The organism is Klebsiella sp. CN_Kp106 (assembly GCF_040064575.1).
In the GTDB taxonomy this organism is placed as follows: domain Bacteria; phylum Pseudomonadota; class Gammaproteobacteria; order Enterobacterales; family Enterobacteriaceae; genus Klebsiella; species Klebsiella michiganensis.
This window is the reverse complement of sequence record NZ_JBEAIG010000014.1, coordinates 216007-241666: the sequence shown is the minus strand read 5'-3', so window position 1 is coordinate 241666 and position 25660 is coordinate 216007. Positions and strand designations below refer to the sequence as shown.

The window sequence follows — 25660 nt, the reverse complement described above, 5'->3', positions numbered from 1 at the left end:
GCAAAATTTCCGTTGTAACGCGGCAAACGCGTACACTCATTGACGTCATTTACATAAAAAGGTTTGTTTGATGGCCAATAATACCACTGGGTTAACCCGAATTATTAAAGCGGCAGGGTATTCCTGGAAAGGATTCCGGGCGGCGTGGGTCAACGAGGCCGCCTTTCGTCAGGAAGGCATCGCGGCCGTTGTTGCCGTGGCGATCGCCTGCTGGTTAGACGTCGATGCCATCACCCGGGTGCTGTTGATTAGCTCGGTCCTGCTAGTGATGATAGTTGAAATTATCAATAGCGCGATTGAGGCGGTTGTTGACCGTATTGGCCCTGAACATCACGAGCTGTCGGGGCGAGCGAAAGACATGGGATCGGCGGCGGTATTGCTGGCGATCATCATCGCGCTGATCGCGTGGGGAACGCTTTTATGGGCAAACTACCGCTAACGCCTGGCGTAGCGGCTCGCAAAACGGAAAGAAACTCCTGATTTTTGTGTGAAATGTGGTTCCAAAATCACCGTTAGCTGTATATACTCACAGCATAACTGTATATACACCCAGGGGGCGGAATGAAAGCGTTAACGACCAGGCAGCAAGAGGTGTTTGATCTCATTCGGGATCATATCAGCCAGACGGGCATGCCGCCGACGCGTGCGGAGATTGCTCAGCGCTTGGGGTTCCGTTCCCCAAACGCGGCGGAAGAACACCTGAAAGCGCTGGCGCGTAAAGGCGCAATCGAGATCGTTTCCGGCGCCTCCCGCGGTATTCGTCTGCTGACGGAAGAAGAAACGGGTCTGCCGCTTATTGGCCGCGTCGCGGCGGGTGAGCCGCTGCTGGCCCAGCAGCATATCGAAGGTCACTATCAGGTCGATCCGGCTATGTTTAAGCCGAATGCCGATTTTCTGCTGCGCGTTAGCGGGATGTCGATGAAAGACATCGGTATTCTTGATGGCGACCTGCTGGCCGTCCATAAAACGCAGGATGTGCGCAATGGCCAGGTGGTTGTGGCGCGCATCGACGAAGAAGTTACCGTGAAGCGACTGAAAAAGCAGGGTAACGTCGTTGAACTGCTGCCGGAAAACAGCGAATTCTCGCCGATCGTGGTGGACCTTCGCGAGCAAAGCTTCACTATTGAAGGCCTGGCCGTTGGCGTTATCCGCAACGGCAACTGGCAGTAATCTCTTCACCTCGCGGCATCATCACCTGATGCATGATGCTGCGCCGTTTTTCCTCATTTGGGCTCTTTCTCCATGCTTTTTAACGCCGCCGACAAAGCCCTGTGGCGCTTAGCGCTGCCCATGATCTTCTCCAATATCACCGTTCCGCTGCTGGGGCTGGTGGATACCGCCGTTATTGGCCACCTCGACAGCCCGGTTTATCTGGGGGGCGTAGCAGTTGGCGCAACGGCGACCAGCTTCCTCTTTATGCTGCTGTTGTTCCTGCGAATGAGTACCACCGGACTGACGGCGCAGGCGTTTGGCGCAAAAGATCCGCAGCGGCTGGCGCGTGCGCTGGTACAGCCTCTGGGCCTGGCGCTGGCCGCCGGGGCGGCGATTGTGCTCTTACGGATGCCGTTAATCGACCTGGCGCTGCATATCGTCGGCGGTAGCGAAGCCGTGCTCGAACAGGCCAGACGCTTCCTGGAGCTCCGCTGGCTAAGCGCGCCGGCATCGCTGGCGAATCTGGTCCTGCTGGGCTGGCTGCTGGGCGTGCAGTACGCCAGAGCGCCGGTGATCCTGCTGGTGGTCGGCAACGTCCTCAACATCGTGCTCGATTTATGGCTGGTGATGGGCCTGCATATGAACGTGCAGGGGGCGGCGCTGGCGACGGTCACCGCAGAATACGTCACTTTCTTTATTGGCCTGCTGATGGCGAGACGCGTGCTGGCGCTGCGCGGCGTTTCCCTGTCGATGCTGAAAAACGCCTGGCGCGGAGATATACGCCGCCTGCTGGCGCTGAATCGCGACATCATGCTGCGCTCGCTGCTGCTACAGCTCTGCTTCGGGGCGGTGACGGTATTTGGCGCCCGCCTTGGCGCCGATGTCGTCGCGGTCAATGCGGTCCTCATGACGATGCTGACCTTTACCGCCTATGCGCTGGACGGTTTTGCCTACGCCGTGGAGGCGCACTCCGGGCAGGCCTACGGCGCGCGCGACGACAGCCAGCTGCTTGCCGTCTGGCACGCGGCCTGCCGCCAGTCAGGGATGGTGGCGCTGGCGTTTGCGCTGATTTACGGCCTTGCCGGTGAGCAGATTATCGCTTTGCTGACCTCGCTGCCTTCGCTGCAGCAGCTGGCCGACCGCTATCTGGTCTGGCAGATGATCCTGCCGGTCATTGGCGTCTGGTGCTACCTGCTGGACGGCATGTTTATCGGCGCGACGCGGGGGGCGGAGATGCGCAACAGCATGGCGGTAGCGGCGGCGGGGTTTGCCCTGACGCTGCTGACGGTACCGACGCTCGGCAACCACGGACTGTGGCTGGCGCTGACGGTCTTTCTCGCTCTGCGCGGCGTTTCTCTGGCGGTTATCTGGCGGCGCCACTGGCAGCGCGGAACCTGGTTTTCGTAATGCATTTGGTGCATCTGATGGTTAAAGATTCCGAATAATAAATCTTACTCAGAATACTCATCTATAGTTAAGTCATGTCCGGCACACAGCGGGCTGTTCATTCACCGAACGATAACCGAACGATGAGGAATGCATGATGAATAAAGACGAAATCGGCGGTAACTGGAAACAGTTCAAAGGTAAAGCGAAAGAAAAATGGGGCAAGCTGACCGACGATGACATGACCGTCATTGAAGGCAAACGCGACCAGCTGGTGGGCAGAATTCAGGAACGTTACGGTTACGCCAAAGACCAGGCAGAGAAAGAAGTGACCGACTGGGAAACCAAAAACGACTATCGCTGGTAGCGAAAACGGCGTGTTTTAACCCCTTACTATTGCCTGCTCTAACGATTTATACCCTAAATAATTCGAGTTGCAGGACAAGGCACTCGTGCTTTGAACAGCGCTTGCGCTGGCCCCGGAGGGGCGAGGCCGCAGGCCGAGTAACGCGGCAACGCAGAGAATCCCCAGGAGCTTACTCCAGTAAGTGACTGGGGTGAGCGACAAATCTGTCTGGAACAGATTTGAACGCCGTATCCCGGCGGCCCGAAGGGCGAGGCTCAGGGATGAGCCGAGTAACAAAGCCAACGCACATGCAACTTGAAGTATGACGGGTATACACCCTTGATTCCCGCTGCGGCTAACGCCTCAGCGGGCTTTCTTTTTGATCTGGATGGTATGGTCGTGGTGGCAGTGGCCCGGCGTACTGCAGGATTCAACCTCGACGCAGGCGGCGCACAGGCCGTGAGCCTCAATGACGTTGTGGCGCAGGGCGAATCCCATTCTTGCCGCCAGCGTATGCATAATATCTTCGACGCCTTCCGCACACTCTTCTTTGACGCCGCCGCAGCGGTCGCAGATAAACATCGCCGAGCTGTGGGTCGGCTGATCGAAAAGGTGACACAGCACGTAGCTATTGGTGGATTCCACCTTATGCACGAACCCTTGCTCGAGTAAAAACTCCAGCGCCCGGTACACCGTCGGCGGTTTCGCCTGAGGCTCTTTTTCACGAAGGAGATCGAGCAGGTCGTAGGCGCTGATTGCCCCTTGCTGCAGGCTCATCAAACGCAATACTTCAAGGCGCTGCGGGGTCAGGCGCACGCCACGCTGCGCGCACAGCTTTTCAGCATGCGCTAACATTTGTTGCGAAGTGGTCTTATCCATGAGCGTCCTCTGGTTGCGTGAATCTGAAACTGTTACTTTATCACGATACCGGTAAAACGCCGAGACCCGGCGGGCTATACCCGTCACACTTCACGTTACCTGCGCGCTGGCTGCGCCAATTCGTCCCAGCCGCGCTCCTGGGGTCGCTCAACCTTGCCACCTTATGCTATACCTGATGCATCTCATTTTCGGGAGAAAACGATGAAACGACCTGACTGCATTCGACACTGGCGTGAACTGGAAGGCGTGGATGATTCCACCTATCCCGACAGTACTGAGCTTTTCTCCATCGGCGCGCCGCTGGCGCGGGGCCTGCGGCTGAATCGCCTGGGGATCCACCATGAGCGTCTACCGCCCGGACGCCGAACCTCTTATCCGCATGCGGAGAGCGACGAAGAAGAGTTTATCTACGTGCTGGAAGGTTATCCGGAAGTGTGGATTAACGGCTATCTCTGGAAGCTGGAGCCGGGGGATAGCGTCGGCTTTCCTGCCGGAACCGGCATTTGCCACACCTTCCTCAATAACACCGAGCAGGAGGTTCGCCTGTTAGTCGTTGGCGAGGCAAATAAGAAATTTAATCGCATCTACTACCCGCTTAACCCCGGCTATGCCGCCACGCGACAGGATCGCTGGGTTGACCATCCGCCGCAGTTTTTTGGCCCTCACGACGGGAAGCCACGGAAAATATAGCGTTTATTGCGGGATAAAAAAGGTGAGCGCTGACGCTATGCGTCAGTGGTTTATCTTTGTGCTATAGTAGCGCCCCTTTTTACCCGGATGCTTATTTATTCGCCATGATGTCAGATTCAACGCCTACTGCTTTCGCCGCTCACCGTTTTTCCATCGCGCCGATGCTCGACTGGACCGACAGACACTGCCGTTATTTTCTGCGTCAGCTGTCGCGCCACACGCTGCTGTACACCGAAATGGTGACCACCGGTGCGATTATTCACGGCAAGGGCGACTATCTGGCCTACAGCGAAGAAGAGCATCCGGTCGCCCTGCAGCTCGGCGGCAGCGATCCGGCTGCGCTGGCACACTGCGCGAAGCTGGCGCAGGCGCGCGGCTACGATGAAATTAACCTGAACGTTGGCTGCCCGTCCGATCGCGTGCAGAACGGTATGTTCGGCGCCTGCCTGATGGGGAACGCGCAGCTGGTGGCAGACTGTATTAAAGCCATGCGCGACGTCGTGTCGATCCCGGTCACGGTGAAAACCCGTATCGGCATTGATGACCAGGACAGCTACGGGTTTCTGTGTGATTTTATCGAAACGGTATCCGGGAAAGGCGAGTGCGAGATGTTTATCATCCATGCGCGCAAAGCGTGGCTTTCGGGGCTGAGCCCCAAAGAAAACCGCGAGATCCCGCCGCTTGACTATCCGCGCGTTTACCAGCTGAAGCGTGATTTTCCGCATCTGACGATGGCGATTAACGGCGGCATTAAGTCGCTGGAAGAAGCAAAACAACATCTTGCGCATATGGACGGCGTAATGGTGGGCCGTGAGGCCTATCAGAATCCAGGCATTCTGGCGTCGGTGGATCGGGAAATTTTCGGCGTGGAAGGCGTCGATGCTGACCCGGTTTCCGTGGTCCGGGCGATGTATCCCTATATCGAACGCGAGCTTAGCAACGGTACTTATCTGGGGCACGTAACGCGCCATATGCTCGGGCTGTTTCAGGGGATCCCCGGCGCGCGCCAGTGGCGTCGCTATCTGAGCGAAAATGCGCATAAAGCCGGGGCGGACATCAACGTGCTGGAACAGGCGCTGAAACTGGTTGCCGACAAGCGTTAGTTTTTCACTAAAACCTGGTCAAATTCACCACGCCCTGCACGTATCGTGCCGGGCGTTTTTGTTATTATTCAATAGGTTATATTTGGAACGATTTTTGTAATATCCGGTAAGGTAGATAAAATTTCTTTAGGGGAAAGACGATGCTGGAACTCTTATTCGTTATTGGCTTTTTTGTCATGTTATTGGTCACCGGCATTTCACTGCTGGGTATTATTGCCGCGATTGTGGTCGCGACCGCGCTGATGTTTGTCGGCGGTCTGTTTGCGTTAATGATTAAACTGCTGCCGTGGCTGCTGCTGGCCGTTGTTGTGGTTTGGGTGATTCGGGCGATAAAATCACCAACCGACAACCGTTATCGCGCTAATAACCGCTGGCGCTACTAAGGTATTGAGCGGTATGTCACAACCTGAAGATTTTTGCATAAAACAGCGTAGGCTTTGCTTATTAAATCTGTCACTATTAGCGGGTTAACGAATTCATCGTGCTGTACCCTACATACAGCCGAACAAAAAAAGTAAGGGCTTCCCATGTGGAAGCCCTAAACTTTAGTGCTCCGGCCATTACGGCAAGAGCAAACTTGAACCCTGCGTCGCCCGGCTTTCCAGCACCTCATGTGCGCGTCTGGCGTCGGTTAACGCATATTTTTGGCTCTCCGCGACATCCACTTTTATCACGCCGCTGGCGATCAGCGAAAACAGCTCGTTGCTGGCTTCCGTCAGCTCTTCACGCGTGGTGATATAGCCCTGCAGAGAAGGGCGGGTGACGTACAGCGAACCTTTTTGATTGAGGATCCCGAGATTGACGCCGGTCACCGGGCCGGAGGAGTTGCCGAAGCTCACCATCAGCCCCCGACGCTGCAGGCAGTCAAGGGAGGCTTCCCAGGTATCTTTCCCGACGGAATCATAAACCACGTGGACTTTCTTACCGTCGGTGATCTCTTTCAGGCGCTCGACGATATTCTCTTCGCGATAGTTAATGATCTGCCAGGCGCCGGCCTGTTTGGCGCGTTCAGCTTTTTGCGCGCTGCCGACGGTACCGATCAGCTTCGCGCCCAGCGCTTTGGCCCACTGACAGGCGATGAGCCCGACGCCGCCGGCCGCCGCATGAAACAAGAACGGCTCGCCCGCTTTGATCTCGTAGGTTTTCCGCAGCAGGTAATAGACCGTGAGCCCTTTCAGGAATGAGGCCGCCGCCTGCTCGAAAGAGATCGCGTCCGGCAAAATGGCGGCCTTATCCGCGGGCACGTTGTGGACGGTGCTATAGGCTCCCAGCGCCGATTGCGCGTAGACCACCCGATCGCCGGCTTTGATATGTTTCACGCCGCTGCCGACTTTGCTTACTACGCCAGCGGCTTCGGTACCCAGACCGCTCGGCAATGACGGGGGCGGGTAGAGGCCGCTGCGGATATAGGTATCAATGTAGTTGATGCCGATGGCCTTATTCTCTACCTGAATTTCGTGCTCTGCGGGATCTTTCGGCGTGAACTCCAGCGCTTGCAGAACATCAGGCCCTCCGTGCTGGTGAAATTCAATTCGTGTTGCCATGCTTCCTCCAGAAATGTGGTAATCTTTCGACCCATTCACTATCTCGGTAACTCCATTCACTATGGCAGGAAATAAACCCTTCAACAAACCACAGACTGAACCCCGCGAGCGTGATTATCAGCTCGATGGGTTGAAGGTCCCGCCGCACTCGATTGAAGCGGAACAGTCGGTGTTGGGCGGTTTAATGCTGGATAACGAACGCTGGGACGATGTTGCCGAGCGGGTTGTTTCGGAAGATTTTTATACCCGTCCGCATCGCCATATTTTCACCGAAATGGCGCGCCTGCAGGAATCGGGCAGCCCGATTGACCTGATTACGCTCGCCGAATCGCTGGAGCGTCAGGGGCAGCTGGACAGCGTCGGCGGCTTCGCCTACCTGGCGGAATTATCGAAAAATACGCCAAGTGCGGCGAACATCAGCGCTTATGCCGATATCGTCCGCGAACGTGCGGTGGTACGCGAAATGATCTCCGTGGCGAATGAAATCGCCGAGGCCGGTTTCGATCCCCAGGGCCGCACCAGCGAAGATCTGCTCGACCTCGCCGAATCCCGGGTGTTTAAAATTGCCGAAAGCCGCGCAAATAAAGACGAGGGGCCGAAGAATATCGCCGACGTGCTCGACGCTACCGTGGCGCGTATTGAACAGCTCTTCCAGCAGCCGCATGACGGCGTCACCGGGGTGAATACCGGCTATGACGATCTCAATAAAAAAACCGCCGGTCTTCAGCCGTCGGACCTGATTATCGTCGCCGCGCGTCCGTCAATGGGTAAGACGACTTTTGCGATGAACCTCGTGGAAAACGCGGCGATGCTGCAGGATAAGCCGGTACTCATCTTCAGTCTCGAGATGCCCTCGGAGCAGATTATGATGCGTTCTCTGGCCTCGCTGTCGCGCGTTGACCAGACCCGCATTCGTACCGGCCAGCTGGATGATGAAGACTGGGCGCGCATTTCCGGCACCATGGGAATTCTGCTGGAAAAACGTAACATCTATATTGATGACTCCTCCGGCCTGACGCCAACCGAAGTGCGCTCCCGCGCGCGGCGTATCGCCCGCGAGCACGGCGGCATCGGTCTTATTATGATCGACTACCTGCAGCTGATGCGCGTGCCGTCGCTCTCCGATAACCGTACGCTGGAAATCGCCGAAATTTCCCGCTCGCTCAAGGCGCTGGCGAAGGAGCTACAGGTGCCGGTGGTGGCGCTGTCGCAGCTTAACCGCTCGCTGGAACAGCGCGCGGATAAGCGCCCGGTCAACTCCGACCTGCGTGAGTCCGGCTCCATCGAGCAGGACGCCGACTTAATCATGTTTATCTACCGTGATGAGGTTTATCACGAAAACAGTGATTTAAAAGGTATCGCTGAAATTATTATTGGTAAACAGCGTAACGGCCCTATCGGGACGGTGCGCCTGACGTTTAACGGTCAGTGGTCGCGTTTTGATAATTATGCTGGGCCACAATACGACGACGAATAAATAATTTGGCTATTTTATTTGCGATTTTGGGATTGGGCAGTGCTCGCCATCCTCACGTACTTCAGTACGCTCCGGTGGCTGCGCGCTGGCCGCACCCAAACTCGCTGCATCAATAACGCCAAATTTGAGATAAATAATTCAAGGAATTCAAATGCAAGCGGCAACTGTAGTCATTAACCGCCGCGCTCTGCGACACAACCTGCAACGTCTGCGTGAACTGGCGCCCGCCAGCAAACTGGTTGCGGTGGTGAAAGCGAACGCCTACGGACACGGTCTTCTTGAGACCGCGCGAACGCTCCCGGACGCCGATGCTTTTGGCGTCGCCCGTCTTGAAGAAGCCCTGCGCCTGCGCGCGGGCGGTATCGTCCAGCCGATCCTGCTGCTGGAGGGATTCTTTGAGGCCGCCGACCTGCCGGTGATCTCCGCCCAGCGCCTGCACACGGCGGTACACAGCCCGGAGCAGCTGGCTGCGCTGGAGGAAGCGGATTTACCCGAGCCGGTAACCGTATGGATGAAGCTGGACACCGGGATGCATCGATTAGGCGTTCTGCCCGAACAGGCCGAAGCCTTTTATCAGCGCCTGAGCCAGTGTAAAAACGTCCGCCAGCCGGTCAATATCGTGAGCCATTTTGCCCGTGCGGATGAGCCTGAGTGCGGCGCGACCGAACGTCAGCTGGATATCTTTACCACCTTCACGGAAGGGAAACCGGGGCTGCGCTCAATCGCCGCATCCGGCGGTATATTGCTATGGCCGCAGTCGCACTTCGACTGGGCGCGTCCGGGGATTATTCTCTACGGCGTATCGCCGCTCGACGGTGGATCCACCGGCGCGGATTTTGGCTGCCAGCCGGTGATGTCTCTGACCTCCAGCCTGATCGCGGTCCGCGAGCATAAAGCCGGCGAGCCGGTAGGCTACGGTGGAACCTGGATCAGCGAGCGTGATACGCGTTTAGGCGTTGTGGCGATGGGCTACGGTGACGGCTATCCGCGCGCCGCGCCGTCCGGAACGCCGGTACTGGTTAACGGCCGGGAAGTGCCGATTGTCGGACGCGTGGCGATGGATATGATTTGCGTCGATCTCGGGCCTGAAGCACAGGACCACGCTGGCGACGCGGTCGTGCTGTGGGGCGAAGGCCTCCCCGTCGAGCGGATTGCCGAAATTACAAAAGTAAGTGCTTACGAACTTATTACGCGCCTGACTTCACGGGTATCCATGAAGTACGTGGATTAATGTCAGCCAGCGCGCTTTCCCCCGGTGGCGGCTGACGCCTTACCGGGGCTACGGGGCCGCTACCGGCTACGGGCCGGTAGCCCGGATAAGGCGGTTTAAGCCGCCATCCGGGATGGGCGTTCACGTTGTTGCGTCAAATCCAGCCCGTTCTGTTTTATCCGCCAACATCCCCTCGACCTTCTTTCACATCCAGTTTATTGTGTTATAACGAGCCCATGTAAACCTGGAGAAACATCGCGTGTTTCAGAAAGTTGACGCCTACGCTGGCGACCCCATTCTCTCCCTGATGGAGCGTTTTAAAGACGATCCGCGTAGTGACAAAGTAAATCTCAGCATCGGTCTTTATTACAACGAAGACGGCATCATTCCGCAGCTGAAGGCGGTTGCCGAAGCGGAAGCACGTCTTAACGCCCAGCCGCACGGCGCCTCAATCTATTTACCGATGGAAGGGCTGAACACCTATCGCCACGCGATTGCGTCGCTGCTGTTCGGGGCCGATCATTCGGTACTGGCGCAGCATCGCGTGGCCTCTATTCAGACGCTGGGCGGCTCCGGAGCCCTGAAAGTCGGCGCTGACTTCCTGAAACGCTACTTCCCGGGCTCGCGCGTATGGGTCAGCGACCCGACGTGGGAAAACCACATCGCTATATTTGAAGGGGCTGGATTCGAAGTAAGTACTTACCCTTGGTTTGATGATAAAACCAATGGCGTGCGTTTCGCTGCTTTCCTTGAAAAACTCAATACGCTACCGAAACGCGATATCGTGCTGCTGCATCCCTGCTGCCATAACCCAACGGGAGCCGATCTTACCAACGCTCAGTGGGATCAAGTGGTTGAGGTGCTGAAAGCGCGTAATTTGATTCCTTTCCTCGACATCGCCTATCAGGGCTTCGGCGCTGGCATGGAAGAGGATGCCTACGCTATCCGCGCCATAGCGAACGCCGGGATGCCCATGCTGGTCAGCAACTCGTTCTCGAAAATCTTCTCCCTGTACGGTGAGCGCGTTGGCGGGCTGTCGATCGTCTGTGAAGATACTGAAACCGCGGGGCGCGTACTGGGGCAATTAAAAGCGACCGTGCGTCGCAACTACTCCAGCCCGCCGAACTTTGGCGCGCAGGTGGTTGCGGCGGTGTTGGGCGACAGCGCGCTGAAAGCCTCATGGCTGGCGGAAGTGGAAGGGATGCGTACCCGTATTCTGGCCATGCGTCAGGAGCTGGTTGATGTGCTGAAAGAGACGGTTCCGGGCGGTGATTTTGACTATCTGCTCAAGCAGCGCGGCATGTTTAGCTATACCGGTTTCAGCGCGGCCCAGGTTGACCGCCTGCGCGATGAGTTTGGCGTCTACCTGATTGCCAGCGGCCGCATGTGCGTCGCGGGGCTGAATGCAGGAAACGTGCGCCGCGTAGCGCAGGCGTTTGCTGCGGTAATATAAGTTCTTCCTGACCTTTTGCCCGCGCCAAATCATGACGCGGGCAATTCGCTTCCCGAAGTGTGATCATTCTCTTTTTATATGACATCAGAGCAGAAAAACCTTCCTATCCGCCTTCGCGGGGGGTAAGGTCTGGGTGCATTAATAAGCGTACACATTATTGAAAATTATAACGATTCGATTATTTAGGGAAAAATATGCGCAAGATCACCCTGGCCTTTGGGGCCGTCTGCTTACTGTTCACGCTAAATAGCTCCGTCGTTGCTCGCGCCTCCACACCGCAGCCGCTGTGGACGGGCACCAATATGGCGAAACTCGCCGAACAGGCGCCGATCCATTGGGTTTCCGTCGCCCAGATTGAAAATAGCCTGCTGGGACGCCAGCCGATGGCCGTCGGTTTTGATATTGATGATACCGTCCTGTTCTCCAGCCCGGGCTTCTGGCGCGGGCAGAAAACCTATTCCCCCGGCAGCGATGATTACCTGAAAAATCCGGAGTTCTGGGAAAAAATGAACAACGGCTGGGATGAATTCAGCATGCCGAAAGAGGTGGCGCGCCAGCTGATTGCGATGCACGTAAAGCGCGGCGATAGCATCTATTTCGTTACCGGCCGTAGCCAGACCAAAACCGAAACGGTATCAAAAACCCTGCAGGATGATTTTCTCATCCCGGCGGCGAATATGAACCCGGTTATTTTTGCCGGCGATAAACCTGGCCAGAACACCAAAACGCAGTGGCTGCAGGAGAAAGGGATCAAAGTTTTCTACGGCGATTCGGATAACGATATCTCCGCTGCCCGCGAGGTGGGTGCTCGTGGGATCCGTATCTTGCGGGCCTCAAACTCTTCCTATAAGCCGCTGCCGATGGCGGGCGCTCAGGGTGAAGAGGTCATTGTGAATTCAGAATATTAAGCTGCCCGCCGGCTTAATCATCAATCGCTAAAACGGCAGCCGGCACGCTGCCGTTTTTTTGTGCAAAATAGCGTGCCAAAGGTTTTACCTTTTCGCTTATTGCTGCACACTTAGGAAGGTTCATTAGTAAAAGGAGTGGTTTATGTGGCATCAGCAAACCCTGACGTTAGGCCCGAAAGCACGGGGCTTCCATCTGGTCACTGATGAAATTCTCGGGCAAATCCGCGAAATATCGCGGGTGAAAACTGGCCTGCTGCATTTGCTGCTCCAGCATACATCTGCTTCCCTGACGCTAAACGAAAACTGCGATCCGACCGTTCGCTTCGATATGGAGCAGCATTTTCTGCACGCCGTACCGGATAACGCGCCGTATGAACACGATTATGAAGGTCCTGATGACATGCCCTCGCACATTAAGTCGTCGATGCTGGGCGTATCGCTGATGCTGCCCGTACGGGATGGCAGCGTCAGGCTGGGGACCTGGCAGGGGATCTGGCTCGGGGAGCATCGTATTCATGGCGGATCGCGCCATATCATCGCGACGCTGATGGGGGAATAAAAATGACAATTTCGGATTTATTGCAGTACTGCATGGCAAAGCCGGGCGCCGAACAAAGCGTACATAGCGACTGGAAAGCGACGCAGATCAAAGCGGCGGACGTCCTGTTTGCGATGGTAAAAGAGGTTGAGGACAACCGGCCTGCGGTATCGTTAAAGACCAGCCCTGAGCTTGCGGAACTGTTGAGGCAGCAGCATCGCGATGTTCGCCCCAGCAAACATCTCAATAAAGCCCACTGGAGTACGGTGTTTCTTGACGGCTCCCTGCCTGATTCACAAATTTATTATCTGGTGGATGCTTCCTACCAGCAGGCGCTTGATTCGCTTTCCGAGGCTAAGCGTAAGCTGTTGCCATAGCGCTAAATTCTGCCCAGCAGCGCCAGCAGGGTCACATCAAACAGACGAAGCAGCGTGGACTGCAGATGCGCCTGCATGGCGATCTGTTCGTTGTTGGCGCGAATGCTGGCAATATCGCGCTGCCCTTGCAGGAGCAGAATGAGGTCGTCCTGACTTAACCAGCCGCGCGCTTTCTCCTGTAACGCCTGTAGCGTGAGCATCCCGGCGTCGCGAATGTCGCTGTCTTCATCATTTACAATCGCGTGCATAAGCTGCAACCACTCTGCCGTATTCACGCCGGCGCCGGCCAGCTGGGCGCTTAACTCTTCTATGGTGGACATGCTTATCTCCCTGAACGCTGTTGTTCGCCGTTGATGGCCTGCTGGTAAAGTTTTTCCGTCTGTTGCGCCAGAATTCCGGCCTCGAAAGGCGTCAGCGCTCTCTCCTGGGGGACGACGCGCCGGTACAGCCGCTGATAATTTTTCTCCAGTACGTGAAGATTACTCTGCCGTAGCGCATCGCTATTGCTTAACGCCAGGCTGAATAGCGGGCGAATCTGGCGATCCTCGTAACTGAGCAAGCGTTGGTCGAGTGGCGCTGCCGCCGCGTCGCTGATGAACTGCAGATGAAGCTGTTCCAGCATCAGCAACTGCTGATGAGCCGTGCTGCTGTAGCCGTCTATCCAGCTGCAGGCGGTCAGCGCGAATAACGCCGCGACGAGCGTAAATCGATAAAGTCCGTGCTTTAAGTACATGATGCATCCTGCAATTTATGGCGGTGGTGCTATCTGATGACAGATGCCGTCCGGCCGCAAATCACAAAATATCAGCGGGAGAAAATGAGAGGAAATGAGGCCTCTTCCCGGGACGGGAAGAGGCAGATGAGATTACTTCAGCATGGGCTTGAGGAAGCGAGCCGTATAGGAGGCCTCGCACTCGGCGACCGTTTCCGGCGTACCGGAAACGAGAATCTCTCCGCCGCCGCTTCCGCCTTCCGGCCCAAGGTCAACGATCCAGTCAGCCGTCTTGATGACATCCAGGTTGTGCTCAATCACCACGATGGTATTCCCCTGGTCGCGCAGCTGGTGCAGAACCTCCAGCAGCTGCTGAATATCGGCAAAGTGCAGACCGGTGGTCGGTTCATCAAGGATATACAGCGTTTGCCCGGTACCGCGTTTGGACAGCTCGCGCGCCAGCTTGACGCGCTGGGCCTCGCCGCCGGAAAGCGTGGTAGCCGACTGACCAAGGCGAATATAGGTCAGACCGACGTCCATCAGCGTTTGCAGCTTACGCGCCAGCGCCGGAACCGCATCGAAGAACTCACGCGCTTCTTCAATGGTCATATCCAGCACTTCATGAATCGTTTTGCCTTTGTACTTAATCTCCAGCGTTTCGCGGTTATAGCGTTTGCCTTTGCACTGGTCGCACGGTACGTAGATATCCGGCAGGAAGTGCATCTCGACTTTGATCACGCCATCGCCCTGGCAGGCTTCACAGCGGCCGCCGCGTACGTTAAAACTGAAGCGGCCGGGCGTGTAGCCACGCGAACGTGATTCAGGTACGCCGGCAAACAGTTCACGGACCGGCGTAAAGACGCCGGTGTAGGTTGCGGGGTTAGAACGCGGCGTACGGCCGATGGGGCTCTGGTCGATATCGATCACTTTGTCGAAATGTTCCAGCCCCTGCACGTCGCGGTAAGGTGCCGGTTCCGCGATGGTGGCGCCGTTGAGCTGACGCTGGGCAATCGGGAACAGCGTGTCGTTGATCAGCGTGGATTTACCCGACCCGGAAACGCCGGTGATACAGGTGAAGAGGCCCACCGGCAGCGTCAGCGTCACGTCTTTCAGGTTGTTGCCGCGCGCGCCGGACAGCTTCAGCACTTTCTCCGGATTGGCGGGTACGCGCTGTTTCGGCACTTCGATTTTACGCTTGCCGCTCATGAACTGGCCGGTCAGCGATTCCGGCACCGCCATAATATCTTCCAGCTTGCCTTCAGCCACGACCTGACCGCCGTGTACCCCAGCCCCTGGACCGATATCGATAACGTGGTCGGCGGCGCGAATGGCGTCTTCATCGTGCTCAACGACAATCACGGTGTTGCCGAGGTTTCGCAGGTGGATCAGCGTGCCCAGCAGGCGTTCGTTATCGCGCTGGTGCAGGCCGATAGAGGGCTCATCCAGTACGTACATGACGCCGACCAGGCCTGCGCCGATCTGGCTGGCGAGGCGGATACGCTGCGCTTCGCCGCCGGAGAGGGTTTCCGCCGAACGGGAGAGCGTCAGGTAGTTCAGACCGACGTTGACGAGGAATTTCAGGCGATCGCCAATCTCTTTCAGTACTTTTTCAGCAATTTGCGCACGCTGGCCGGAGAGCTTCAGGTTGTTGAAGAAGTCCATCGCGTGGCCGATGCTCATATCCGAGATGGTCGGCAGCGGGGTATTCTCCACAAACACGTGCCGCGCTTCGCGCTTCAGGCGGGTCCCTTCACAGCTGGTGCAGGGACGGTTGCTGATGAATTTCGCTAACTCTTCACGTACTGCGCTGGATTCCGTCTCTTTATAACGGCGCTCCATATTATGCAGCACGCCTTCGAACGGATGGCGGCGCACCGAGGTATCGCCGCGATCGTTCATATATTTGAATTCAATATTCTCTTTGCCTGAGCCGTACAGAACCACTTTTTGTACGCTGCTATTCAGCGTGCCCCAGGGCGCTTCCACATCGAATTCATAATGTTCCGCCAGCGACTTCAGCATCTGGAAGTAGTAAAAATTGCGCCGATCCCAGCCGCGAATCGCCCCGCCAGCCAGCGACAGCTCTGGGTTCTGAATGACGCGTTCCGGATCGAAATACTGCTGGACGCCGAGACCATCGCAGGTCGGGCAAGCGCCAGCCGGGTTGTTGAAGGAGAACAGGCGCGGTTCCAGTTCGCGCATGCTGTAGCCGCAAATCGGGCAGGCGAAGTTGGCGGAAAACAGCAGCTCTTCGGCTTTCGGATCGTCCATATTGGCGACGATGGCGGTGCCGCCCGACAGCTCCAGCGCGGTTTCAAAAGACTCGGCCAGGCGCGTGCTGAGATCGTCGCGCACCTTAAAGCGGTCAATCACCACTTCAATGGTGTGTTTCTTCTGCAGCTCCAGCTTCGGCGGATCGGAGAGATCGCAGACCTCGCCGTCGATCCTCGCGCGGATGTAGCCCTGCCCGGCGAGGTTTTCCAGCGTTTTGTTATGCTCGCCTTTGCGCTCTTTAATGATCGGCGCCAGCAGCATCAGGCGCTGGCCTTCTGGCTGGGAGAGCACGTTATCGACCATCTGGCTCACGGTTTGCGCCGCCAGCGGAACGTCGTGATCCGGGCAGCGCGGCTCGCCGACGCGCGCGTACAGCAGACGCAGGTAGTCGTGAATTTCGGTAATGGTGCCTACCGTTGAACGGGGGTTGTGGGACGTTGATTTCTGTTCAATGGAAATCGCCGGCGACAGCCCTTCAATATGGTCGACGTCGGGCTTCTCCATCAGCGACAGGAACTGCCGCGCGTAGGCGGAGAGCGACTCAACGTAGCGACGCTGCCCTTCGGCATACAACGTGTCGAAAGCCAGTGAGGATTTGCCTGAACCCGAAAGCCCGGTGACGACAATGAGTTTGTCGCGCGGGATGACGAGGTTGATATTTTTGAGATTGTGGGTGCGGGCGCCCCGAACTTCGATCTTATCCATTCACCTTTCCCGGTAGATACGCGGATTGCCTGGTTTGTTAGAAGGACAAACGGCAGAAACGGCTAATTATGACACAATTTAACCTGTTTGAATATACAGTATTGGAATGCATTTTCCGGTGGGATGTGTAAAAATGTCGCACCGCGAGAGTTATCTGGAACCTACTTCCCAGCTATCAACATAGTACCTGGAAATGGTACACTCGCGCGTTTACACTATTAAGAAACGCATTCAGGAGACACAAACATGGCCAGCAGAGGCGTAAACAAGGTGATTCTCGTCGGTAATCTGGGCCAGGACCCGGAAGTACGCTACATGCCGAGTGGTGGCGCAGTTGCCAACATTACGCTGGCTACTTCCGAATCCTGGCGTGATAAAGCGACCGGTGAGATGAAAGAGCAGACCGAATGGCACCGCGTTGTGCTGTTCGGCAAACTGGCGGAAGTGGCCGGCGAGTATCTGCGTAAAGGTTCTCAGGTCTATATTGAAGGCCAGCTGCGTACCCGTAAATGGACTGACCAATCCGGTCAGGAAAAATACACCACCGAGGTTGTCGTTAACGTTGGCGGCACGATGCAAATGCTCGGCGGTCGTCAGCAGGGCGCGGGCGCCCCGGCAGGCGGTGGTCAGCAGCAGGGCGGTTGGGGCCAGCCTCAGCAGCCGCAGGGCGGAAACCAGTTCAGCGGCGGCGCGCAGTCTCGTCCGCAGCAGCAGGCGCCAGCTGCCCCTTCCAATGAGCCGCCGATGGACTTTGATGACGATATTCCGTTCTAACGAAGCGTTAGCGTCGTAAAGTCATCTCTGAAAAAGCCCCTGTTCGGGGCTTTTTCTATTTTGTCACCCAGGCCATCTGCGCTATTTCACTGCGTGGCAGGTGCGGCAGGCATCCCCACTGTCGGCACGACCTGATTTTTGGAGGCCGTCGTCGCCTGCTGTTTACGCGCTATTTCATCCACGATCAGCCGGTAAGCGATGTAATACTTATAGATATTGCTGACATAGCTTACGGTCTCGGAGCCGATCTTCTCGGCGGCCAGATACTCCACGTTGCCAAACCAGACGTTCGGATCAAAACCGCGCTTTTTGGTATCCGCCCGCAGCCGGGCGATGCGCGCGGGGCCCGCGTTATAAGAAGCGAATGAGAATAGCGCCTTATCAAGCTGGGTCATCGGTTCATCGCCATAGTAGCGGTCTATCATCCAGCGCATATATTTCACCCCGGCATGAATGTTGGGGTCGAGCTGCTTAATATCGCCGACCTTCAGCTCCTTGCCGGTGCTCGGCATTACCTGCATAACGCCAATTGCGCCGACGTGGCTACGCACCGACTGATTTAGCCGCGACTCCTGATAGCCCTGCGCGGCCATCAGCAGCCAGTCAACATCGTAGCGATCGCCATATTTGCGGAAGATCTCCACCATGGTCAGAAATTTACGCCGCTCTTTTTGCGCCGCCGCGTTTTTAACGTACCTGGCATCCTTCAGGTAGCGCAGCAGAATCGTATTACCCAGCTTGCTGCCCTGACGATTCTTGTTGATGAATTCATTAAGCAAGGCCAGCAGCTGCGGGCTATTGTTGCGTACCGCCCAGCCGATATTGCCTTCCTTGCGCAGAATGATGTTCTGATGAACCTGAATGTTGGGGAAAACCTGTTTCCAGAACAGAGCCTTGTGGCGGTCGACGACGGTCAATGGAATCAGGCCCGCGTTAAGCATCTCTATCAGATCTTCATCCTCCAGCGCTTCGGGCGCCGGTTCGATGGTGATGGGGGGCAGCGATTGCTGGGCAAAACGCGCGTTGAGCGCGACCAGGCTCTCGTAATAGCTCGATGAGGTACGCACAAAGACCGTTTTACCGGAAAGCTGCTGCAGATTTTCCACTTTGGGCGAGCCGGGGCCGGAAAGAAGCAGCTCCTGAACGTGAGAGTAGATTGGCGCGGTAAAGGTCATCTCCTGCTGGCGAGCGGGGGTAATCGTCAGGTTGGCGGCGATAATATCCCCCTTACCAGAGTTAAGCGCGCTGATGAGCTGGTCGCGGGCAACCGGAACAAAGATGATACGGACCTTAAGATGACGATGTTTGAGCTTTTTCTCCTTCGTCAGGCTTTGATTGAGGCTTCGCTCAAACTCCATAAAAATATCGTGAGTGGCGCCGCGCTGCGTCCCTTTGTTAATAAAGAAAAAGGTTTTGCTGAAGGTGGTTAATACGCGAATGGTTCGCCGGTCGAGCATACCCGGTAAATCTCCCTTCCATGGCTGCAGCATATCGTCAACGTTGACTTCCAGGGCCTCGCGCTCCTCGGGCTCTGACAGTTTATTCTCTGTGGCGGCGTAAACGGATGTGAAGCATAGCAGGGCGGCAAGGCATGCAAGTCCGCCGACAAGGTATCGATAGAACGACGACGTATTCATGGCGCGGTGCTCCGCAGGAGGATTTCTTTATTTTAGTCAATTTCTGGCCGTTAGCATGCCCGGCGATCGAGAATGTCGGTCGGTTAATCAGCTATTTTATTAATTAACAGGCTCAGTATTTATAGTGAAATAATAAAGAAATAAATATCGGTAATTATGGAGAGAATATGCTCAGATTGTGTTTTTTTAGTGTGGATATATTTTGATTATTTAAAGTGCAAATAAGGAGTAAACGTAAGTAATTATTTCATCTTTTTGTTTTTATTGAATTATTTAAAATTATTGCTGTGATGCATAATTATCCACTTGATAATAAATCTCATTTCTAATAACGTTGTGTGGCACAATACTCCTATTACTGCTGTTCGGCGAATGCTATCAAAGAATAGCGCGGTGCGTTTATTTCTTCATTTTTGCCAGAGTAATAAATCTATTTTGGTCGCTCATTATTTATTGCTATCCCTATTTAAACGGGAGGGCCTGACTACGCCAAAAAAAGAGATGTTACGCCAGGCATGGAAGACATGGCCGGTGTTTATCTGGCGGATGAAGAAGGCGTGCCCCGACGGCTAAAAAGAAAAACAGGGCATATTCCATGAAATACGATTCACACTACTCGCTGGCCGTGCTGATCCCGATGGCCATCTGGGGAGGGATGCTGCCGGCGCAGGCCGCTGACAGCAACACGCCAGACGATACGAAGAAATCAGAAACGGCTACGGCAAATGATGACGAAACCATGGTGGTCACCGCGGCGGCGCAGACGCTGCAAGCGCCCGGCGTATCGACCATCACCGCTGAGGAGATCCGTAAACATCCGCCCGCGCGCGATGTCTCTGAGCTGATTCGTACCCAGCCCGGCGTCAACCTCACCGGCAACTCCACCAGCGGCCAGCGCGGTAATAACCGTCAGGTCGATATTCGCGGCATGGGGCCGGAGAACACCCTGATTCTGGTGGATGGTAAACCGGTGACCAGCCGTAATTCCGTGCGCTATGGCTGGCGCGGCGATCGAGATACGCGAGGTGATACCAGCTGGGTACCGGCGGAAATGATCGACCATATCGACGTGATTCGCGGCCCTGCGGCGGCCCGCTACGGTAATGGCGCGATGGGCGGGGTGGTAAATATCGTCACCAAACCGGCCACCAGCGAATGGCATGGATCGTGGAATACCTATATGAACGCACCTCAGCACCGTAAAGAGGGCGCGACGAAGCGGACAAACTTCAGCCTCAATGGCCCGCTATCGGATGAGGTCAGCTTTAATTTATGGGGAAATCTGAGCAAAACGCAGGCCGATGCCCAGGATATTAATTCCGGTCACGAAGCGGCGCGAACCGGTAGCTATGCGGGATCGTATCCGGCTGGACGCGAAGGCGTAGTGAATAAAGATATCCACGGTAAGCTGCGCTGGGAATTTGCGCCGATGCAGGCGCTGGAGTTTGAAACCGGCTACAGCCGCCAGGGCAACCTGTATGCAGGCGATACCCAGAATACCAATACCAGCACGCTGGTGAAAAGTATGTACGGTAAAGAGACCAACCGCCTCTATCGTCAGACTTATGGCGTCACGTGGACCGGCGGCTGGGATAACGGCGTGACCAGCAATACTTACGCGCAGTATGAGCACACCCGTAACTCGCGTATGAACGAGGGTCTGGCGGGGGGAACGGAGGGGATCTTCTCCAGCAGCGAATTCTCCGATATCGACCTGTCGGATGTGCTGCTGCACAGCGAGGTGAATATTCCGTTTACCCTGGGATTCGAGCAGAATCTGACGCTGGGTACCGAGTGGAACCAGCAGCGGATGAAAGATGGCGTATCGACCACCCAGTCGCTCTCTTATGGCTCCATTGACGGTATCTCGGCAACCGGGCGTAGCCCCTATTCCAGCGCCGAGATTTTCTCGCTGTTTACCGAAGATAATATCGCGCTGACCGAGAGCACTATGCTGACGCCGGCTCTGCGCTTCGACCATCACAGCATCGTTGGCAATAACTGGAGCCCATCGCTGAACCTCTCGCAGGGGCTGTCGGATGACTGGACGCTGAAGCTGGGCATCGCCCGCGCCTATAAAGCGCCAAACCTTTATCAGCTCAACCCGAACTATATTCTCTACAGCAACGGCCAGGGCTGCTATGCCAGCAGCTCAGCCTGTTACCTGATGGGGAACAGCGATCTGAAGGAGGAAACCAGCGTTAATAAAGAGATTGGCCTTGAGTATAAGCACAACGGCTATCAGGCGGGGCTGACCTGGTTCCGTAACGACTATCATAACAAGATTGAATCGGGCTACTCGGCGGTGGGAACGGCCAGCAACGGCACGACCAATATTTATCAATGGGAAAACGTACCGAAGGCGCTGGTTGAAGGGCTGGAAGGCTCATTAAACCTGCCGGTAAGCGAAACGGTCAACTGGAGCAACAACCTGACGTGGATGCTGCAGAGTAAGAACAAGACCACCGGCGATCGCCTGTCGGTGATCCCGCAGTTCACCCTTAATTCGACCGTCAACTGGCAGGTACGCGACGATCTTTCGCTGCAGAGTACTTTCACCTGGTATGGTCGGCAAAAACCTAAGCGCTTCAACTATAAGGGCGAGGCGGTATCCGGCAGCGAGCTGAATGAAGTGAGCCCGTACAGCATCGTCGGGCTCAGCGCGACCTGGGATGTAAATAAAAACCTGAGCCTGACCAGCGGCGTGGATAACCTGTTCGATATTCGCCACTACCGCGCCGGTAACGCGCAGACCACGGGGAATTCGACGACCGGCGCCTATCTGTATGGCGCGGGCGCGGAGACCTATAATGAATCGGGTCGGACGTTTTATGTCAGCGTGAATACGCACTTCTGATTATCTACTCAAACACCCGCCGGGATAGTGAACTATTCCGGCTTTTTATTTTTTATGTCGGGGAAAAAGGCCAGTGATATAAATGATGACAAAATCTCCACGGCTTCTACACAATTAACTCAACTTAGCAGCTTACACTGTTTCCTGTTGATCGGGTCTGCTTGATCCCGGAAACGATTAACGGTGGCATCCTGCCATTTCCATTCTAACGTTGTGTTCCTCTTCCCCCTTCCATTCCCAACCGCAGCAATGCGGAGGAGGGGGATCCCCTATCCGGAGATACACAGGATTTTGCGAAACTGGCCAGGCGTAATCGCATAGTATCTTTTAAAGGTACGGTTAAAGGCGCTGATATCTTCATAGCCCGCCATAATACAAATATCAACGATGCGAAAAGCCGGTTTAACCTTTAATAAATCAAGGGCTAATTGCATCCGCTGTTGGCGAATATAGGCCATTGGCGACATGTTAAAATAGTGACGAAACAGGCGAAAAAGATGCCATTCAGAATAGCCGGAAAAGAGGCTCAGCGCCCGCATGGTGAGCCTCTTTTCAAGATTGTTTTTTATCCATTGCACCAGCTCGCTAAGCACTGAGCGCTGAATTTCATTTCGTGGCATGATATCTACTCATTTCATTATAATGGCAATCTGGCTGCATAATTTATTCACTATCTCTTCATTTTATCTACGGGGTTATAGGTTAGTTTGTGGCTGTTCCTGGTTTATCCCAGAGAGCATCATTCCTAACAAGATCTTTTTCCCCCTTTCAACCAATGAGAAAGGGGGCTTTTTGTTTTTTTAATTAAAAAACAAAAGATGTTGAATTTTAATGTTGTCAGGAAATGCTTATCTGACTGGGTGGGAGAAGGAAAGTTCCATTAAAAAATAATTTTTTCACCATTCTCATATATCCATTTTTTCTCCATTTTCTCGTCATAATTGCGTGCAATTCTGCGCCTCGTTCAGGTTATTTAAAACGGCGTCAGAATCTGTCTGGCGCAATGAACTGCATTATTCCCAGCAGGTATCTGCTATTGCCAAATATCTTTTAGACGACACCTCCATGCTAAAAAAAACGAGTCTCATCGCCGGTCTATTGATTTCCCCTTTAACGCTTTACGCATCAACCGCCTATACGGTAGATGACATTCGTTTCGAAGGGCTACAGCGCGTTACCGTTGGCGCTGCGCTACTGAGCATGCCTGTTCATACGGGAGAAGAGGTTTCTAACGAGGATATCAGTGATTCGGTCCGCGCCCTGTACGCCAGCGGCAACTTTGAGAACGTGCAGATCCTGCGCGATGGCAGCACGCTGGTGGTGCAGGTCACAGAGCGGCCAACCATCGCTAAAATCAGCTTTTCCGGGAATAAATCCGTTAAGGATGATGCCCTCAAGGAGAATCTGGCCGCCAGCGGTATTGAAGAAGGCAGCGCGCTGGATCGCAATGCGCTCACGGAAATAGAAAAGGGGCTCCAGGATTTCTATTACAGCGTCGGGAAATATAGCGCTCAGGTCCATGCTGTCGTCACGCCGCTACCGCGTAATCGCGTTGATTTAACCTTTGTCTTTCAGGAGGGGGTATCGGCAAAAATTGCGCAAATTAATATTATTGGCAACCAGGCCTTTAGCGCAGAAACATTGCTGGACCAGCTGCAGCTTCGCGACAGCGTTCCGTGGTGGAACGTGATTGGCGATAAGAAATACCAAAAGCAAAAAATGGCGGCGGATCTTGAGACCATCCGTAGCTATTATCTCGATCGCGGCTACGCGCGTTTTACCATTAACTCCAGTCAGGTCAGTATTACTCCGGATAAAAAATCGCTGTATATCACGATCAATCTTACCGAAGGCGATCGTTATAACGTGGCCAGTACGGTCGTGACCGGCGATATGGCGCAGCATAACCAGGAAATTGAAGCGCTGGTGAAGCCTTTAGCGGGGAAATGGTACAGCGGCGCGGAAATCACGGCGGCTGAGAACAGCATTAAGACGCTGCTGGGAAAATACGGCTATGCCTGGCCGCAGGTTAATACCGCGCCGGATATTGATGAGACGAAAAAAAGCGTCGTTTTGCATATTAACGTCAATGCCGGACGCCGTTATTCGGTTCGTCAGATTCGCTTTGAGGGTAACGATACTTCCCGCGATGCGGTGCTGCGTCGCGAAATGCGTCAGATGGAAGGCGCGTGGCTGAATGACGAGAAAGTCGAGCAGGGAAAAACGCGGCTGGATCGTACCGGATTTTTTGAAACCGTCGACAAGCAGATCGTTCCGGTAAGCGGTAGCCAGGATCAGGTGGACGTGGTCTATAAGGTGAAGGAGCGCAATACCGGCTCCTTTAACGTTGGTCTGGGCTTTGGTACCGACAGCGGCGTGAGCTACCAGCTCGGCGTCACTCAGGATAACTGGCTGGGGACCGGCAATAGCGTCAGCTTCAACGGCACGCGCAACAGCTACCAGTCCTATATTGAGCTGGGAGCGACGAACCCTTACTTCACCGTGGATGGCGTCAGCCTCGGCGGCAAAATTTTCTACAACAGCTACGACGCCTCGGATGCCGATTCCGGAAGCTACAACCAGCAAAGCTACGGCGTTGGCAGTACGCTGGGATTCCCGATTAGCGAGAATAACGCCCTCAACCTTGGCCTGGACTATGTCCATAACCGCCTGACCAATATGGAGCCGGAGCTCACCACCTGGAGCTATCTTAACTCACGTGGCATCTATCCTGACGTCGTCACCAAAGACGGCGACAGCGGTGCGACCTATAGCGCCAATGACTATTTTGCCAGCGTTGGCTGGAGCTATAACAACCTCGATCGCGGTTTCTTCCCGCGGGCTGGGAATAAAAGCAGCCTGACCGCCAAGGTTACCGTACCCGGTTCGGATAACAGCTATTACAAAGTGACTTTCGATACCACCCAATATATGCCGCTGGCCGAGAGCAAAAGCTGGGTATGGATGGAGCACCTGCGCGCGGGCTATGCCGATGGGCTGAACGGCAAATCGGTGCCGTTTTACGATAACTTTTATGCCGGCGGATCGTCGTCGGTTCGCGGTTTTTCGTCGAATACGATTGGCCCAAAAGCGGCTTATTATCGTTGTAATGGTTCTGAAAGCAGCTACAGCACCTGTCCGCTGGACTCATCATCCGATGCGGTTGGCGGTAACGCGATGGCGGTGCTGAACAGCGAGTTTATTGTGCCGACGCCGTTTGTGAATGACAAATATGCCGACAGCCTGCGAACGTCGCTATTCCTCGACGCCGGTACGGTATGGAGCACCTCCTGGCAAAATACCGGCCAGACGCTGGCGGCCGGGATCCCGGACTATGGCGATCCGTCGCATATCCGGATGTCTGCCGGGATTGCGGTGCAGTGGATGTCGCCACTGGGCCCGCTGGTGTTCTCCTGGGCCGAACCCTTTAAAAAATACGATGGTGATAAAGCCGAGCAGTTCCAGTTTAATATTGGTAAAACCTGGTAATCCTGCTGCTTATTATTTGAAGGAGAGCTCGGTTCTTTGTGGTAAATGCTAAAAATAGTACCGCAGGCTACCGCTGTGGGTAGCCTGTAATTAATTGTCAGTATATTCTTATTTATGTATATTCCTGCGGGGCGCGCTTCTGGCTATTA

At 55.1% G+C, this 25660-nt stretch carries 24 protein-coding genes; 16 read left to right on the top strand and 8 right to left on the bottom strand.

Annotation, left to right across the window (positions count from 1 at the left end; genetic code table 11):
• The first annotated feature begins 70 nt into the window (after positions 1-70).
• The 4 genes from ABLU96_RS08685 to ABLU96_RS08670 all read left to right on the top strand — a co-directional run bounded on the left by ABLU96_RS08685 (position 71) and on the right by ABLU96_RS08670 (position 2905).
• The gene (locus ABLU96_RS08685) at positions 71-439 is read left to right on the top strand and encodes a diacylglycerol kinase (protein WP_014227539.1); all 369 of its coding nucleotides are present in this window, start codon (positions 71-73) and stop codon (positions 437-439) included.
• A 122-nt stretch (positions 440-561) separates the two neighbouring features.
• Positions 562-1170: a transcriptional repressor LexA gene (gene lexA / locus ABLU96_RS08680; RefSeq protein WP_004097774.1), complete on the top strand. Its 609-nt coding sequence runs from the start codon at positions 562-564 to the stop codon at positions 1168-1170.
• A 72-nt stretch (positions 1171-1242) separates the two neighbouring features.
• On the top strand, positions 1243-2559 hold the full coding sequence (dinF, locus tag ABLU96_RS08675) for an MATE family efflux transporter DinF (RefSeq protein WP_049083110.1): 1317 nt from the start codon (positions 1243-1245) through the stop codon (positions 2557-2559).
• A 136-nt stretch (positions 2560-2695) separates the two neighbouring features.
• A complete protein-coding gene (locus ABLU96_RS08670) occupies positions 2696-2905 on the top strand; it encodes a CsbD family protein (protein ID WP_004137568.1) in 210 nt (69 codons plus the stop codon).
• A 342-nt stretch (positions 2906-3247) separates the two neighbouring features.
• Here the strand turns inward: ABLU96_RS08670 and zur are convergent, their stop codons facing one another.
• Positions 3248-3763: a zinc uptake transcriptional repressor Zur gene (zur, locus tag ABLU96_RS08665; RefSeq protein ID WP_004097781.1), complete on the bottom strand. Its 516-nt coding sequence runs from the start codon at positions 3761-3763 to the stop codon at positions 3248-3250.
• 201 nt (positions 3764-3964) lie between these two features.
• Between zur and ABLU96_RS08660 the strand changes: the two genes are divergently transcribed.
• From ABLU96_RS08660 to pspG, 3 genes are all read left to right on the top strand, one after another.
• Positions 3965-4453 (top strand): cupin domain-containing protein, encoded by a 489-nt coding sequence (locus ABLU96_RS08660; protein ID WP_014227541.1) that lies wholly within the window; start codon positions 3965-3967, stop codon positions 4451-4453.
• 104 nt (positions 4454-4557) lie between these two features.
• Positions 4558-5556 (top strand): tRNA dihydrouridine(20/20a) synthase DusA, encoded by a 999-nt coding sequence (gene dusA, locus ABLU96_RS08655; RefSeq protein WP_086074011.1) that lies wholly within the window; start codon positions 4558-4560, stop codon positions 5554-5556.
• Between the two features lie 140 nt (positions 5557-5696).
• Complete coding sequence (pspG, locus tag ABLU96_RS08650; protein ID WP_014227543.1) at positions 5697-5939, top strand: envelope stress response protein PspG; 243 nt, start codon at positions 5697-5699, stop codon at positions 5937-5939.
• A gap of 177 nt (positions 5940-6116) precedes the next feature.
• On the opposite strand, the gene ABLU96_RS08645 is transcribed toward pspG, so the two are convergent.
• A complete protein-coding gene (locus ABLU96_RS08645) occupies positions 6117-7100 on the bottom strand; it encodes a quinone oxidoreductase (protein WP_014227544.1) in 984 nt (327 codons plus the stop codon).
• A gap of 61 nt (positions 7101-7161) precedes the next feature.
• Between ABLU96_RS08645 and dnaB the strand changes: the two genes are divergently transcribed.
• The 4 genes from dnaB to aphA all read left to right on the top strand — a co-directional run bounded on the left by dnaB (position 7162) and on the right by aphA (position 12148).
• On the top strand, positions 7162-8577 hold the full coding sequence (dnaB, locus tag ABLU96_RS08640) for a replicative DNA helicase (RefSeq protein WP_004097788.1): 1416 nt from the start codon (positions 7162-7164) through the stop codon (positions 8575-8577).
• Between the two features lie 151 nt (positions 8578-8728).
• On the top strand, positions 8729-9808 hold the full coding sequence (gene alr / locus ABLU96_RS08635) for an alanine racemase (protein WP_064405862.1): 1080 nt from the start codon (positions 8729-8731) through the stop codon (positions 9806-9808).
• Positions 9809-10046: 238 nt separating this feature from the next.
• The gene (gene tyrB / locus ABLU96_RS08630; protein ID WP_025107700.1) at positions 10047-11240 is read left to right on the top strand and encodes an aromatic amino acid transaminase; all 1194 of its coding nucleotides are present in this window, start codon (positions 10047-10049) and stop codon (positions 11238-11240) included.
• 194 nt (positions 11241-11434) lie between these two features.
• Positions 11435-12148: an acid phosphatase AphA gene (gene aphA / locus ABLU96_RS08625; RefSeq protein ID WP_004097791.1), complete on the top strand. Its 714-nt coding sequence runs from the start codon at positions 11435-11437 to the stop codon at positions 12146-12148.
• 13 nt (positions 12149-12161) lie between these two features.
• Here the strand turns inward: aphA and ABLU96_RS08620 are convergent, their stop codons facing one another.
• Positions 12162-12299 carry a hypothetical protein gene (locus ABLU96_RS08620; RefSeq protein ID WP_157214916.1) on the bottom strand — a complete coding sequence of 46 codons (138 nt, stop codon included), beginning with the start codon at positions 12297-12299 and terminating at the stop codon, positions 12162-12164.
• Between ABLU96_RS08620 and ABLU96_RS08615 the strand changes: the two genes are divergently transcribed.
• Positions 12291-12707, top strand: coding sequence for a secondary thiamine-phosphate synthase enzyme YjbQ (locus ABLU96_RS08615; RefSeq protein WP_004097792.1), 417 nt, complete (start codon positions 12291-12293; stop codon positions 12705-12707). The two genes, ABLU96_RS08620 and ABLU96_RS08615, sit on opposite strands and share 9 nt — an antisense overlap.
• A 2-nt stretch (positions 12708-12709) precedes the next feature.
• Complete coding sequence (locus ABLU96_RS08610; RefSeq protein ID WP_004097793.1) at positions 12710-13063, top strand: MmcQ/YjbR family DNA-binding protein; 354 nt, start codon at positions 12710-12712, stop codon at positions 13061-13063.
• 2 nt (positions 13064-13065) lie between these two features.
• Here the strand turns inward: ABLU96_RS08610 and ABLU96_RS08605 are convergent, their stop codons facing one another.
• The 3 genes from ABLU96_RS08605 to uvrA form a co-directional block, all read right to left on the bottom strand.
• Complete coding sequence (locus ABLU96_RS08605; RefSeq protein WP_004097794.1) at positions 13066-13383, bottom strand: hypothetical protein; 318 nt, start codon at positions 13381-13383, stop codon at positions 13066-13068.
• 2 nt (positions 13384-13385) lie between these two features.
• Entirely contained in the window at positions 13386-13796 is a 411-nt protein-coding gene (locus ABLU96_RS08600) for a hypothetical protein (protein ID WP_025107699.1), read from the bottom strand.
• Between the two features lie 132 nt (positions 13797-13928).
• Complete coding sequence (uvrA, locus tag ABLU96_RS08595) at positions 13929-16754, bottom strand: excinuclease ABC subunit UvrA (RefSeq protein ID WP_004097797.1); 2826 nt, start codon at positions 16752-16754, stop codon at positions 13929-13931.
• A 246-nt stretch (positions 16755-17000) separates the two neighbouring features.
• Here uvrA and ssb1 point away from each other — a divergent pair, with 246 nt between their 5' ends.
• Positions 17001-17528: a single-stranded DNA-binding protein SSB1 gene (gene ssb1, locus ABLU96_RS08590; RefSeq protein ID WP_004097799.1), complete on the top strand. Its 528-nt coding sequence runs from the start codon at positions 17001-17003 to the stop codon at positions 17526-17528.
• A gap of 86 nt (positions 17529-17614) precedes the next feature.
• On the opposite strand, the gene ABLU96_RS08585 is transcribed toward ssb1, so the two are convergent.
• A complete protein-coding gene (locus tag ABLU96_RS08585; RefSeq protein WP_064405860.1) occupies positions 17615-19165 on the bottom strand; it encodes a lytic transglycosylase F in 1551 nt (516 codons plus the stop codon).
• A 595-nt stretch (positions 19166-19760) separates the two neighbouring features.
• Between ABLU96_RS08585 and ABLU96_RS08580 the strand changes: the two genes are divergently transcribed.
• Positions 19761-22022, top strand: coding sequence for a TonB-dependent siderophore receptor (locus tag ABLU96_RS08580; RefSeq protein ID WP_348862448.1), 2262 nt, complete (start codon positions 19761-19763; stop codon positions 22020-22022).
• A gap of 269 nt (positions 22023-22291) precedes the next feature.
• Here ABLU96_RS08580 and ABLU96_RS08575 read toward each other — a convergent pair whose 3' ends face one another.
• A complete protein-coding gene (locus tag ABLU96_RS08575; protein ID WP_014227551.1) occupies positions 22292-22642 on the bottom strand; it encodes an AraC family transcriptional regulator in 351 nt (116 codons plus the stop codon).
• 445 nt (positions 22643-23087) lie between these two features.
• Here ABLU96_RS08575 and bamA point away from each other — a divergent pair, with 445 nt between their 5' ends.
• Complete coding sequence (gene bamA, locus ABLU96_RS08570; RefSeq protein WP_025107695.1) at positions 23088-25511, top strand: outer membrane protein assembly factor BamA; 2424 nt, start codon at positions 23088-23090, stop codon at positions 25509-25511.
• The last annotated feature ends 149 nt before the right edge of the window (positions 25512-25660 follow it).